Annotated in this window: 14 protein-coding genes; 10 read left to right on the plus strand and 4 right to left on the minus strand. The window is 48.1% G+C overall.

Going from position 1 to position 12,700, the window contains the following annotated elements; all coding sequences use genetic code 11:
* Positions 1-139: 139 nt before the first annotated feature.
* The 9 genes from MNQ98_RS03050 to MNQ98_RS03090 all read left to right on the plus strand — a co-directional run bounded on the left by MNQ98_RS03050 (position 140) and on the right by MNQ98_RS03090 (position 7,906).
* Positions 140-835: a response regulator transcription factor gene (locus MNQ98_RS03050; RefSeq protein ID WP_208916037.1), complete on the plus strand. Its 696-nt coding sequence runs from the start codon at positions 140-142 to the stop codon at positions 833-835.
* Between the two features lie 7 nt (positions 836-842).
* The gene (locus tag MNQ98_RS03055) at positions 843-1,775 is read left to right on the plus strand and encodes a sensor histidine kinase (RefSeq protein WP_208920803.1); all 933 of its coding nucleotides are present in this window, start codon (positions 843-845) and stop codon (positions 1,773-1,775) included.
* Between the two features lie 90 nt (positions 1,776-1,865).
* Positions 1,866-2,789, plus strand: a complete 924-nt coding sequence (locus tag MNQ98_RS03060; RefSeq protein WP_208916036.1) for an ABC transporter ATP-binding protein — start codon at positions 1,866-1,868, stop codon at positions 2,787-2,789.
* Entirely contained in the window at positions 2,782-3,471 is a 690-nt protein-coding gene (locus tag MNQ98_RS03065) for an ABC transporter permease (RefSeq protein WP_241931866.1), read from the plus strand. Before MNQ98_RS03060 ends, MNQ98_RS03065 begins: the two co-directional genes overlap by 8 nt.
* Before the next feature lie 306 nt (positions 3,472-3,777).
* The gene (locus MNQ98_RS03070; RefSeq protein WP_208916034.1) at positions 3,778-4,407 is read left to right on the plus strand and encodes an HAD-IA family hydrolase; all 630 of its coding nucleotides are present in this window, start codon (positions 3,778-3,780) and stop codon (positions 4,405-4,407) included.
* A gap of 262 nt (positions 4,408-4,669) precedes the next feature.
* Positions 4,670-5,746 (plus strand): sulfate ABC transporter substrate-binding protein, encoded by a 1,077-nt coding sequence (locus tag MNQ98_RS03075; protein ID WP_241931867.1) that lies wholly within the window; start codon positions 4,670-4,672, stop codon positions 5,744-5,746.
* Between the two features lie 39 nt (positions 5,747-5,785).
* The gene (cysT, locus tag MNQ98_RS03080) at positions 5,786-6,628 is read left to right on the plus strand and encodes a sulfate ABC transporter permease subunit CysT (RefSeq protein WP_241933831.1); all 843 of its coding nucleotides are present in this window, start codon (positions 5,786-5,788) and stop codon (positions 6,626-6,628) included.
* A 24-nt stretch (positions 6,629-6,652) separates the two neighbouring features.
* On the plus strand, positions 6,653-7,516 hold the full coding sequence (cysW, locus tag MNQ98_RS03085; RefSeq protein ID WP_481856715.1) for a sulfate ABC transporter permease subunit CysW: 864 nt from the start codon (positions 6,653-6,655) through the stop codon (positions 7,514-7,516).
* A 162-nt stretch (positions 7,517-7,678) separates the two neighbouring features.
* Entirely contained in the window at positions 7,679-7,906 is a 228-nt protein-coding gene (locus MNQ98_RS03090) for a YezD family protein (RefSeq protein WP_241931868.1), read from the plus strand.
* 78 nt (positions 7,907-7,984) lie between these two features.
* Here MNQ98_RS03090 and MNQ98_RS03095 read toward each other — a convergent pair whose 3' ends face one another.
* The 4 genes from MNQ98_RS03095 to MNQ98_RS03110 all read right to left on the minus strand — a co-directional run bounded on the left by MNQ98_RS03095 (position 7,985) and on the right by MNQ98_RS03110 (position 11,749).
* Positions 7,985-8,503: a DUF4188 domain-containing protein gene (locus MNQ98_RS03095; protein WP_241931869.1), complete on the minus strand. Its 519-nt coding sequence runs from the start codon at positions 8,501-8,503 to the stop codon at positions 7,985-7,987.
* Positions 8,504-8,523: 20 nt separating this feature from the next.
* Complete coding sequence (locus MNQ98_RS03100; RefSeq protein WP_241931870.1) at positions 8,524-9,156, minus strand: TetR/AcrR family transcriptional regulator; 633 nt, start codon at positions 9,154-9,156, stop codon at positions 8,524-8,526.
* A 207-nt stretch (positions 9,157-9,363) separates the two neighbouring features.
* Positions 9,364-10,296: a hypothetical protein gene (locus tag MNQ98_RS03105; protein WP_241931871.1), complete on the minus strand. Its 933-nt coding sequence runs from the start codon at positions 10,294-10,296 to the stop codon at positions 9,364-9,366.
* A 559-nt stretch (positions 10,297-10,855) separates the two neighbouring features.
* Complete coding sequence (locus MNQ98_RS03110; protein ID WP_241931872.1) at positions 10,856-11,749, minus strand: hypothetical protein; 894 nt, start codon at positions 11,747-11,749, stop codon at positions 10,856-10,858.
* A 298-nt stretch (positions 11,750-12,047) separates the two neighbouring features.
* Between MNQ98_RS03110 and MNQ98_RS03115 the strand changes: the two genes are divergently transcribed.
* Positions 12,048-12,680 carry an NAD(P)-dependent oxidoreductase gene (locus MNQ98_RS03115; RefSeq protein WP_241931873.1) on the plus strand — a complete coding sequence of 211 codons (633 nt, stop codon included), beginning with the start codon at positions 12,048-12,050 and terminating at the stop codon, positions 12,678-12,680.
* Positions 12,681-12,700 lie beyond the last annotated feature (20 nt).

The raw sequence follows: 12,700 nt of genomic DNA on the forward strand, positions 1-12,700 counted from the left end.
GGAACGATTCGTACTCGTAGCGTCTTCCTAACAACAAAATGCACATTCGTCGTTCCCGACCCAATCCATTTACTGGTCGCGGTTTTAGGATTAAAGTAATAGAGGAAGTTCTTTTATACACATAGGAGGAAAATGCTGTATGAACGGTACTATACTGCTTGTTGAGGACGATCTTTCCATCGGAGAAATGGTCGTGAGTTACTTATCTGGTGAGGGGTTTCAACTGTTTCATGCCCATGACGGGGAGGAGGCGTTGCAGATGTTCAGCCATCAGACGTTCGATTTAATCCTGCTGGATCTGATGCTGCCTAAGCTTAACGGGATGGACTTCCTTCGAATCGTGAGGGAGAAGAGCCATGTTCCGATCCTGATTTTATCTGCGAAGGGCGGGGAAGCAGACAAGGCGATCGGGCTGGGGTTCGGTGCGGATGACTATATCGCGAAGCCGTTCTCTATGATCGAGCTGTCTGCGAGAGTGAAAGCGGCGATCCGGCGGGCCACACATTATGTCGATAAGCTGCCGCAGCAGTCCCGTGTGATCAACGTACACGAGCTGTCCATGGATATGGATAACCTGACTGTGAGCAAGAACGGAGTAGAGGTCAAGCTGACTGCGAAGGAGCTGCAGATTTTACAGCTTTTTTTGAACAATCCGAAAAAGGTATTTACGAAACAGCAAATATTCAGCTCTGTCTGGAACGATGATTACTACGGAGATGAAAATGTCATTAACGTCCATATGAGCCGATTGCGTGAGAAAATCGAAGACGAACCCTCGGCACCTCAATATATAAAAACACTATGGGGTATCGGATACAGGTTGGGGGAATTCTAGCATGGGATTGACCCTCTTTCTGCTGGGCGTCATCGTGCTTCTTACCATATTAAACATCGTTCAGTACATATCACGGAGAAATACTGCGCGAAATATACAGTATATTACCGATAAGCTGGAGGCCGTCATGGCGTCCTCCTCGCAAGAGCAAGTGCTACTCGTCACCCAGGATCCCGGTGTGCACACACTGTTGAATACAGTCAATCGGCTGCTTGAATTGAAACGGCAGTATGAAGTGGAGTTTACCCGGACAGAGCTTGCGATGCGCAAAATGCTGGCGAACATCTCACACGATTTAAAGACACCCCTTACCGTGGTGCTTGGTTATATTGAGATGATTGCACATCAGCCTGATATGGAGCCTGAGGAACAGAAGCGCCTTCTTACCAAGGTTCATTCCAAAGCGGTGGAAATTGTGGAACTGATCAATCGATTTTTTGATTTGGCCAAGCTGGAGTCGGGGGATCGGGACATTCCGTTGACCCGGGTGGAAATGAACGAGATATGTCGCAGTAGCATCCTTATGTTCTACGATTTGCTGCAATCCCGCAAGCTCGAGGCAGTAATAGATATTCCTGATACACCGGTCTATGCCAAAGGGAACGAGGAAGCTCTCAGCCGGGTATTGGACAATCTTCTCTCGAATGCAATCCGCTACGGCGGGGATGGGGACAAGATCGGCGTAACCTTGCGCTGCGATGACGATCACGTCTACGTGGATGTGTGGGATCGGGGAAAAGGAATCGGCGAACGCGATCAGCGGCTTATTTTTGAACGGATGTATACGTTGGAGGATTCCAGAAACCAATCGTTCCAGGGCAGCGGACTCGGGCTTACGATTACGAAAAGGCTAGTGGAGGAAATGTATGGAGACATTACCGTAAGGAGCAAACCCTTCAAATCTACGGTGTTTACCGTCAAACTGGGTCGACTTTCGTGAACTTAAGAGTTTCGTAAGAATTGCGAAATAAATATGATAGGGCTTCGGTCTAGAATGGAATTAAGCAAGTGACGAGAGGAGTTTATCATTATGAGTTATATAATCAGTACCCGCAATTTAACTAAAGTATTCAACGGTAAAGAAGTGGTATCGGATGTCAGCATGAACATTTCCCAAGGACAAATTTACGGATTTCTTGGACCGAACGGTGCAGGTAAGACAACGGTCATGCGAATGATATTGAATCTTGTGAAGCCGACGAGTGGTGAAATTGAGCTGTTTGGAGAGATGCTGAAACCTTCCTCCGTTGAAATGTTCAAGCGCATAGGGAGCATTATCGAATACCCTATTTTTTACGATAAGCTGACGGCAAAAGAAAACCTGGAGATACACTGTGAGTACATGGGCTTGTATAACAAAAAGGCGATCAGTGATGCACTAGAGCTGGTGAAGCTTACCGGAGCGGACAAGAAGGCTGTCGCGGAATTCTCCCTCGGCATGAAGCAAAGACTCGGCATGGCCAGAGCCCTCGTAACGAAGCCTGAACTGCTCATTCTGGATGAGCCTATCAACGGCCTCGATCCGGCAGGCATCAAGGATTTTAGGGATCTGTTTCATATGCTTAGCAAGGAGTATAATATGACCCTGTTTATTTCAAGCCATCTGCTCAGCGAAATTGAGCAGGTTGCCGATACGATTGGCATTATCCAGAACGGTGTCCTTAAAGAGGAAGCCTCGATGAACGATTTGAAAACGCGCAATTTGGGCTTTATCGAAATCGTTACACCAGACTGCCGAAAAGCGGTATTTGTTCTGGAAAACAGCCTGAATATCCACAATTTCAAAGTCATCGGAGATGATACGATCCGTATTTACCAATCGGATGTTTCGCAGCCTGAAATATCGAAGACGCTCATTCTGAACGATGTGACCATTGAGTCTATTCATCATAAGCGTACTTCGCTCGAGGAATATTTCATCGATCAGACGGGTGGAGGAGAGAAATATGCTTAAGTTGATGAAGTTGGAACTGAAAAAGCACAAGATGGGATGGTACTGGAAGGGCGCTCTAATCGCAAGTTTCTTGATCATTGTGCTTATAGGACTTATATCTTATGTTGAAGAACAGGATCTTAAAGCGGCCTTTTCTACATTTGATGAAATGTTTACGGCGATGAGCGTTATGGTGAGAGTGGTGTTTGTTATTTTTGCAGCGGTCCTGATCGGTAAGCTCATTATTAATGAATACAACAACAAGACGATTTCGATTATGTTTACGTATCCGGTGCCGCGTAAGAAGTTGATTGCGGCTAAACTCTTGCTGATTATGGGGATTACTTTCATTACGATCTTGATCTCGAATGTAACGGTGATTGCCGTCTTTATCGCATTGAATTCTGTTCTTCACATCATTCCTGGGACTCCTTCTATGGAGTTGCTCATAAATGAAGGAATCCAAATGTTGATCCAGGGGTTGTCTGCAGCTGGGATTAGCATGATACCTCTGTATTTCGGAATGCGTAAGAAATCGGTAGCGGCAACGATTGTTTCTTCCTTTATTCTCATTACGCTCCTCAACAATAACGGTGGTTTTTACATCAGCTCTTTTATCGTTATTCCGATTACCCTTGGAATCATTGGTCTGTTAATCGCTTATATGTCCTTTAGAAATGTAGAAAACGTAGATGTCGTTTAACAGGAATTTTCCTTGTCATGTAGAAAATGTCATATAAGTGCGTGTTCAAAAAGTCAGATTTTCAGCACCGAAGCAAATGCTTCCGATGTGCGTTTTTTCAAAACGCTTGAGTTGGATGAAGCTAGGGACTGAGGAGTGGAGCGTAGGCTGAACCTACGTGAGCACGCTTTCGAAGTATGTTTCCTTCGGAAACATTTTAGCTGAATTCAAGATTCGACGTCGATTTCGCTTCCTGATTCACTTCGTGATCAAAAGATGATTTTTTGAACAACCTCTATAAGATATGTGGCATAAAGGAGGAACGACATGTACAAGGTGCTCATTTTTGATTTCAACGGAACGCTCGTCCAGAGTAAATACTTGGTTGTGAAGCTGATGAACGATCTGGCGGATAAATACGGTTATGAGAAGATTAAAGATGAGGATATCGAACACCTGGCTTCCCTCTCGATACGAGAGCGGCTAAAGGTGATGAAATGTCCGATCTACAAGCTGCCGATGCTTGTGGCCGACGTGAAGAAGAAATATAAGGACGATGTGATTGATCTGGACATTGTGCCGGGCATACGTGATGTCCTCTCCAGGGTGAAGTCACAAGGGATGACGATGGGGATTCTGTCGTCCAACAGTGAGGATAACATTCAGAAGTTTCTTGGCATTCATGACAGTCAGATGTTTGATTTCGTATACACGGCGAGCAATATATTCGGTAAGGAGAAGGCACTCCGGAAGCTATTGAAGGAGCGGGGAATCTCGAAGGATGAGGTACTCTACATTGGAGATGAGCTTCGGGATGCGGAGGCCTGCCAGAACACGGGTATTGCTTGCGCCATGGTTACGTGGGGATATGACGCCGAGGAGTTGCTGATTCAGGGAAAACCTACATACCTGATCCATGAACCGGAAGAACTTTATCAGATTGTAGCTTCTGTATGATGTTGTGAAAAAAGGTTTGACAGGTTGCAGTGGAGTCATTACAATTACTTATAACACACTAAACAGGTAGGAATTATATAAATTGTTCTCACCGTATGAACGGAGGAACACCCACAAGGATGAAGCAGATACGGCCGATTTGACCACATCCTTATGGGGGTCCTCCGTTCTTTTTGTATTCCTGTTTAGTAAAGACGGATTGTCAAATGAAGTGTGATAGCTTGGCAATCCGTCTAAAGAAAAATAGGGGAAGTGATTCCATATGAAAAAGGTGTTAAAACGAGGAGTTTTGGTAGGTCTGGCAGTCATGATGGCAGCGGCACTGGCAGCTTGCGGAACGGATAAAACTGACCCGAGCGTTTCGGCTAAAGGAAAGGAGCAGACGGGCGGAGCAGAAGCCAAAAGTGTGGAGCTCTTGAACGTATCCTATGATCCGACCCGTGAATTGTACGAGAGCTATAACAAAGCATTTGCAGCTTATTGGGAGAAGGAGAAAGGACAGAAGGTCACATTCAAACAATCGCATGGGGGCTCTGGCAAACAAAGCCGATCCGTTATTGACGGCTTGGAAGCGGACGTGGTCACGCTGGCACTCGGATATGATATTGATGCAATCCGTCAAGCCGGGCTGATCCAGGATGGCTGGGAAGGTAAGTTCGAGCATAACAGTGCGCCGTACACGTCGACCATTGTGTTCCTTGTACGTAAAGGCAATCCGAAGGGTATTAAGGACTGGCCGGATCTGATCAAGGAAGGCGTGGAGGTTATCACACCGAATCCGAAAACATCGGGCGGTGCGCGGTGGAATTATCTGGCGGCATGGGGGTATGCATTGAAGGCCAACAACAACGATGAAGCGAAGGCTCAGGAATATGTAAAGGAGCTGTTCACCCATGTGCCGGTGCTCGACAGCGGAGCCCGTGGGGCAACAACGACGTTCGTGGAGCGGCAAATCGGAGATGTGCTTCTGGCTTGGGAGAATGAAGCCTATTTATCGATCAACGAGCTTGGCCCAGATAAATTTGAAATTGTAAATCCGTCAGTGAGCATCCTGGCCGAGCCGCCGGTCGCTGTGGTAGACAAGATTGCTGACAAACACGGGACGCGAGAGGTGGCAGAAGCCTATCTGAAATATTTGTACAGTGAGGAAGGGCAGCAAATTGCCGCGGAGAACTACTACCGTCCAACGCTAGACAGTGTAAGTGAGAAATTTAATGATAAATTCCCGGCGATCGAGCTGTTTACACTGAAGGATATATTCGGAACTTGGGAAGAGACGCAAGTTAAGCATTTTAATGACGGGGGCATATTCGACAAGATTTACGTGCCTGGCAGCTGATCAGCCCATTAGGCTGAAGGTGGGAAAGGATGAGGAATGATGGCTTTACTTCAGGCAAAGAGCAGAGGCAGGCGCCGAGTGCTTCCTGGCTTTGGAATCGGAATGGGATTCACTGTGTTTTACATGAGTCTGGTTGTATTGGTGCCGCTATCTGCTCTGCTGCTAAACCATACAGGACTCACCTGGGGCAAGTTCTGGGAAATTGCGGCCGATCCACGTGTACTGGCATCTTATAAGGTCAGTCTTGGAACGGCAGCGCTGGCTGCCTTGATCGATACGATACTCGGATTGCTGCTGGCCTGGGTACTTGTGCGGTATGAATTCCCCGGTAAGCAGCTCTGGGATGCACTGATTGACCTCCCGTTTGCCCTCCCGACCGCTGTGGCGGGAGTTGCGCTTACAGCCATATATTCCGCAAACGGTTGGATCGGATCTCTTCTCGAGCCGCTCGGAATCAAGGTGGCCTTCACGCCGCTTGGCATTACACTGGCGCTGATGTTCATTGGTATCCCGTTCGTGGTAAGGACTGTTCAACCGGTTCTGCAGGATGCAGAGCGGGATGCCGAGGAAGCGGCGGCTACGCTCGGGGCGGGACGTTGGCGGACATTCCGCACAGTAATCTTTCCTGCGCTCATTCCACCGCTCTTGACGGGATTTGCATTGGCCTTCGCGCGGGGCATTGGAGAGTACGGCTCGGTGGTGTTTATCTCCGGTAATATGCCGATGAAGACCGAGATCGCCCCGCTGCTCATTATGTCGAAGCTGGAGCAGTTTGACTATGCCGGAGCCACGGCTGTGGCGCTGCTACTCTTACTCATCTCTTTCCTGATGCTTCTGGGCATTAATCTATTACAGTATTGGACGCGGAAGACCGCTCGCTAAACGGAGAACAAGGAGGATTTTATCATGGCAGGAACCGTACCGATGGCACGGGGAATACCCGGCAGCGTCCCTTCCTCTCCGGCATCAGCGGAGAAAGTGTGGGTGAAATGGACCTTGATCAGTGCGGCGGGTATGGTGCTGCTGTGGCTGATCGTGTTGCCGCTTTTGACCGTACTAACCGAGGCGCTGAAAAAGGGTTGGGACGTTTACACCGCGGCACTGTCCGATCCCGATGCGTTGTCGGCGCTACGGCTGACGCTGCTCGTGGCAGCCATCACCGTTCCGCTGAATACGATATTCGGCGTCATTGCAGCTTGGAGTATAACGAAATTCAGCTTTAAAGGAAAAGGATTGCTGATTACACTGATTGATCTGCCTTTTGCTGTCTCTCCCGTGATAGGCGGATTAATCTTTGTTCTGGTTTTTGGACGGCAGGGATGGCTCGGACCATGGCTGGATGGGCATGACATCAAGATTATATTCGCCCTACCGGGCATCGTCCTCGCCACCCTGTTTGTTACCTTTCCGTTCGTTGCGAAGGAACTGATTCCGTTAATGGAGGATCAGGGGACGAAGGAGGAGGAGGCAGCGGTAACCCTTGGAGCAGGCGGTTGGCACATATTCTGGCGGGTTACGTTGCCGAACATCAAGTGGGGACTTCTGTATGGTATCATCCTGTGTAACGCGAGAGCTATGGGAGAATTCGGTGCGGTATCTGTCGTATCCGGTCACATCCGGGGGGAGACGAATACATTGCCGCTTCATGTAGAAATATTGTATAACGAATACCAATTCTCGGCATCCTTCGCGGTAGCGTCTCTGCTTCTGCTTCTGGCTCTCATTACATTGCTGCTCAAAAATTGGTTATCACGAAAAAGTGCCCATTGACATAGGTTTCCAGACCATGCTAAGTTTAATTCATACTATACAGGTTGGATAAGGATGTTTTTTTGAATCCGGATGCTTCCGGATTTCTTGATGGGGATTATTATTGTTAAGCGCAGCGGTATCATAAAAGGGCTTATGACCCGGGTAAAGGAGGCGGTATCCATGGCGAAACCTTTAAAAGTGGATGAAACGTGGCTGGAACGTATTGCAGGCCTTCTGGACGATATGGAGTTCGGTTCGCTGCATATCGTTGTGCATGAGGGACAGATCGTTCAAATGGAGCGCACGGAGCGTAGGCGTTTTGGAAATACGTCCTCTGGCGCCGTCCCACCGGAAAAGTCCAGCCGGATTTCAGCCAGGCAGCAAACACCTCGTTCGGGTACGAAATAGAGCCGGGCTGTATAAAAGCACTTTCGGAGATCTTTATCCGGAAGTGCTTTTTTGGCTGCTTGATCTATATTCTAGACATCATCCGCGCTGTACAGGATTCGGCGGAGTGGGTACAGCAGGTTCGCTATCCCGGCCGAGTCTGCGGCTCGCCGTTTCTTTTCTTCCAGTTGCCGGAATGTGATGGCCTGCTTTAGCTAGTCCGAATATCGGCATGTTGTTATATACAGATTCGTGTTGACCCTGCTGCACCATATACGTTTCATGATAAATACCGACGGTGCCGTCTGTTCCAATGCTGCGGTTGAAATTTTTCCAAGCTTTAAGATGATTGTCTCCATGTCGCGCATAATGTTCTAGCTCCTCGAAGGATCTCCAATATTGGATAAGGCTTACGCCGCGCCAAGATAAATGTACGCTCCCGTCTAGGAAACCGATCTCCCGATTCGTATAAAGCTCTCGCATCATGGGCCCCATAGCCCGAAAGACCGGTAGCCATTTGTGGATTGCCCATAGGCGATTGACCCGCATCCCGATCATAAACACAACAAACGAGCCATCCATCTGGGCCGTATAGCGGCCTGGTATCACTTTACCCATATTAACTCCTCCTCAAATCTCTAATTCTCGATCAATTTAAGCTGTGCTTCATAAAAGGATCCAATATCATCCGAAGCGTAGAGCTGTGAAGTAAGAAAAGCGCCATAAAACACCATAAACAGAAACTGTATAGCTTCCGGTATGGGAACCCCGGGTTTTAGTGTGCCATCTTGAGCGGCCTCTGACATACAACGTTCAAATAGAGCAAACATATCGGGAGATTCGGCGCCAAGCTCCTCATGACCGGGAAACAGAAGCTGAACTTCAGCTTGACTGAGTTCCGGCATACACGGATGCATTTTCATTTCCGACAAAAAGGCAATCAGGCTTGGCATAATTCCGGCTTTTTCCCGTGACTGTTCTGCAATATGGCGATATAGATGCCGAACTGCTTCAAAACCGCGAAGTTGCTGCTCTTGGATGTCGATGATCCTGCCCGTCAGCCAGATTCGCATGAAATACAGAAGCAGATCTTCTTTTTTGCGGAACAGGTTGAAGTAGGTTACCCGTGATACCTCTGCCATCCGGCAAATGTCGTCCAGCATGACTTCACGGAACACGCGGTCTCCGATCAGTGACATCGCGGCCTCGTACAAGGCTATTCTTGTTTTGGCTTTTTTGAGTTCCCGTAAGGGAATATGAGGTTGGTTCATGAATGTCTCCTTTCTCTGATAATGCGGAATGAGTGAGATTGTTCCATTGAATATTTACTTGTGTAAATAAATTAACACAAGTAAAGTTATTTGTCGAGATGAGAATGAAGGGGTGATTGTCTTTCATGGAGGATTGACAGGATTATTCAACATTAAAAAGACGTCCTGTTGGTCGATATTGACCCTAGGACGCCTTTATGTGGATATTTATTTAAGAGAACGATGCTTGCTGCCTGTGCTGCCATCACGGGGAGGCAGGGGGGAGGGACATTTAGCTGATTGGATGTCGTCCTCTGACGCAGCCCCGGGATGCTGTGAGTACATCTCCAGCAGTTCCGGATGGCCTGCATAAGGCCGTTCTTTTCTGGAGCGGGTTGACGTGAACCAGAATCCTGTCAGGTACAGCATCAGCTGTGTGGCCAGCACATAAGGGGAAGCTTCGGGCCAGATCAGGTTCGGCAGAGCGGTTGCAGCAATCAGAAAATGGAGTCCATAGAAGATCACGCCGAGCGAACGGCGTCTGGAGTCCATCAGCAGTCGATAAAAGGAAACAGTAGCAATCATCCAGGAGAGCCACAGGCACCATACCTCGGGGGCCGTCCATGCCTCTGGATACTGCAGCTCAGAGATGAGCTCAAAGGTCCAGAACACGGCAGCAGCAAAAGCTACGCCAGGTACAGCTGGCTTCAGCAGCAGCCACAGACCGCTTCCCCAGCCAGGAGTTTCTATACGGCGAAGAAGTTCGCCGCGTTCCCGAACGAGCCCATTCATCTCACGTTCCAAAGTTCGGCTCAGCTGCGGCAGCCTTGAATCGTCACGGTCGCGCAGATAGTTGTCGATCTGCTCTAGCAGATCCATCGTCAACCGATCTGCCGCTTTGCATTCCTGCAAGAGTCCCACGAGCTGCTCATCAGGCAGGTCTGCCTCGTCAGGATGTTCGATAACGGCGGTGAGCGGTCCGGCCAGCTGTGTGTAAAGTGTCAAGGACTGCCTTATGCGTTCCAGCGTCTCCGTTCGGGCGGCCTGAAGTCGGGTAGCACTATATATGTATATGCCCAGGAATACGGCCGCTGACAACAGCACTGCCAGCAGACCTTCCATCGAGCCGAAAAAACCATCAATCCATTCAGCAAGGGACAAGCCGACCCCTCCTTCAATTTTCTTCTTTCACTATTGCACAAGAAGGATGGGATTTCAAGACAAGCTGTACTCTTTTATAGAAGAGACAAGCTTCGTTTTTTCACGGAAAAGACATATCACAGGCACTGCAAGAAGAAGACGGCTGTCTGTGTAAAAAGCACCATATTCAATGCCTTAGGGGAATTGGCAAGTTTGGTTTTGTTTCTTCCTTGCTGCTATTTTTTTTGCTCTTGGGAAACAAATTTAGTTGTGGTCAAAATTGATGCAGGGAATATACTGAAATATACAGGATCACGTACGTATGAAATTTCACTCGGAATCAAGGAGGGGATTCGTATGAATACACATATACCCATTGAAAAAGGTCCCATAATGCGTGCGAAACTGACACTTGGCTATGTACTCTTACTTCTATTGGCAGCATGATCAGTTAGAGCGGGGATGTTCGATTGGAGTGTTTGTGACGTAAGAGCGAACAAGAGTAAAGGCTGCCGTTACCGGCGGCCTTTTATGCGTGAAACGTTTGATGTTTCAAGGAATTGTGTGGTGGAATACATGCTTAATTCCCCCGGTCAACTAGATCCTTCCAAGCTCTGTATTCGTGAATGGCAAGACCGTCATAAGACGCGTGCTGAGCTGCCATGACATCCACCTGCTGCAGCTGTTCATTCATGATGGAGGAGCCTTCTTCATAGAACGTGATGAAATTTCCTTCACCGCTTGATTTCGTTTCGACAGCAATGATTGCTTTTTTGCCAAGTTCAGCAGCTTCATTCATTTCCGGAATGGCCAGATTATATATGTTGGTGGCCTGGTCACGGTAAGCCATTACGACGACAGCATCTACTTTGGAAATGATCCAGCGGCTCATCGACATGGAGTCATCTGGCAGATTGTAAGTATACAGCCAGAATGGAATATCGGCCGTAATCGGAAGGTTCAAGGAACGTGCTCCGTCGGCCAGAAAGCGGACATTGCTCTGCCACTGCTTGATCAGGGAAGAACGGTTTGTACTCCATTTACCAAGCACGTGCGGCTCGATATCAATATGTACACCGGTAAAACGTTCCTCAGGGGCAGCGGATGCCTGATAAGCAGCGATCCAGTCCAAAAAGATTTCCAGACGGTAGCGTTCTGACTCGAGTGACCAGCTAGGTGAGCCTCCAAGGACGTGGACTTCAATGCCTTTTGCCGTAGCTTGACGGATAAAGCTCTTGTAGTATTCTGGACGTACATCACGGTTCATTTGCAGATAAAATGTGTTCACGCCATTAGCGAAAGCGAAGGACAAAATATCCTCGGATGATTCCTTGATCATAGCTGTGTCCCAAAACCAGGTTGCTTTTTGTTTCGGCTGAGCCTGGGCGCTGTTGAATGGGAGGGCCAGACTGCCGAGGAACAATAGACAGCAGGCAAGCAACAGGTAGAATCGATGATTGGATTGATTTCTCATGAATAATGTTCTCCTTACACATTGTTTGATAAATAGAGACAGGAGGGACATGGTTAGATGTGATTCATCATTATTCGACAAAACATAAGGCCAACGCAAAGGGCGAGGAACTGTTGTGCAAGTATTTTTCGTAGTTATGCATGTCTATCTATACTATCGGTGAAAATAATGCATATTAATATAGGTCTCTGGTTGTTTTATTGCTAAAATTTGTGAAATATCAAGGTTTGAATGATGATCCATAGGGATAACCGAAAAAGACGATGAAATGATCATAGTTGAAAGGGGCAGGACAAACATGAAAATAGCGGTTGTTGGAGCAGCAGGAACGATTGGAATGCGGATTGCGAATGAGGCGATTCGGCGAGGCCATGAAGTCACTGCGGTAGTTCGAAACCCGGATAAGCTCAGTGAACATAAAGACAATATGAACATCGTTCGGGCCGATGCCGTTGATCCTTCTTCGGTTGCTGAAGCCGTTAAGGGACATGATGCAGTCATCAGTGCTTATGGACCGAGATTCGGCGAAGAGGAAGAACTGCTGGAAGCGGCACGGGCACTGATTGAAGGAATACGACGCGGGGGTGTGCAGCGGCTACTTATTGTAGGCGGCGCCGGCAGTTTGATTACGGATAGCGGAGAGGCACTAATGGATACACGGGAATTTCCGGAGGAGGTTCGTACTCTGGCGAAGGCCCACGCGGACGCTTATGGCATATATCAGGACTGTGATCTTGACTGGTCTTATTTAAGTCCAGCGGCGATCATTGAGCCAGGCCGACGTACTGGACAGTTCCGGATCGGTACGGACTGGCTGATTACGGACGAGAGCGGATCGAGTCGCATCTCTGCGGAAGATTACGCAGTTGCGATGCTGGATGAGCTGGAAGATCCGCAATTTATACGGACACGATTCACAGTGGCGTATTGATTTATACGCTGTCTACAGCA

The sequence above is a fragment of the Paenibacillus sp. N3/727 genome (assembly GCF_022637315.1).
Lineage (GTDB): Bacteria > Bacillota > Bacilli > Paenibacillales > Paenibacillaceae > Paenibacillus_AQ > Paenibacillus_AQ uliginis.

Coding starts and splice junctions, on each gene's coding strand:
- MNQ98_RS03050 (WP_208916037.1), top strand. CDS start 140: ATGAACGGTACTATACTGCTTGTTGAGGACGATCTTTCCATCGGAGAA.
- MNQ98_RS03060 (WP_208916036.1), top strand. CDS start 1,866: ATGAGTTATATAATCAGTACCCGCAATTTAACTAAAGTATTCAACGGT.
- MNQ98_RS03065 (WP_241931866.1), top strand. CDS start 2,782: ATGCTTAAGTTGATGAAGTTGGAACTGAAAAAGCACAAGATGGGATGG.
- MNQ98_RS03070 (WP_208916034.1), top strand. CDS start 3,778: ATGTACAAGGTGCTCATTTTTGATTTCAACGGAACGCTCGTCCAGAGT.
- MNQ98_RS03075 (WP_241931867.1), top strand. CDS start 4,670: ATGAAAAAGGTGTTAAAACGAGGAGTTTTGGTAGGTCTGGCAGTCATG.
- cysT (WP_241933831.1), top strand. CDS start 5,786: ATGGCTTTACTTCAGGCAAAGAGCAGAGGCAGGCGCCGAGTGCTTCCT.
- cysW (WP_481856715.1), top strand. CDS start 6,653: ATGGCAGGAACCGTACCGATGGCACGGGGAATACCCGGCAGCGTCCCT.
- MNQ98_RS03090 (WP_241931868.1), top strand. CDS start 7,679: ATGGCGAAACCTTTAAAAGTGGATGAAACGTGGCTGGAACGTATTGCA.
- MNQ98_RS03095 (WP_241931869.1), bottom strand. CDS start 8,503: ATGGGTAAAGTGATACCAGGCCGCTATACGGCCCAGATGGATGGCTCG.
- MNQ98_RS03100 (WP_241931870.1), bottom strand. CDS start 9,156: ATGAACCAACCTCATATTCCCTTACGGGAACTCAAAAAAGCCAAAACA.
- MNQ98_RS03110 (WP_241931872.1), bottom strand. CDS start 11,749: ATGAGAAATCAATCCAATCATCGATTCTACCTGTTGCTTGCCTGCTGT.
- MNQ98_RS03115 (WP_241931873.1), top strand. CDS start 12,048: ATGAAAATAGCGGTTGTTGGAGCAGCAGGAACGATTGGAATGCGGATT.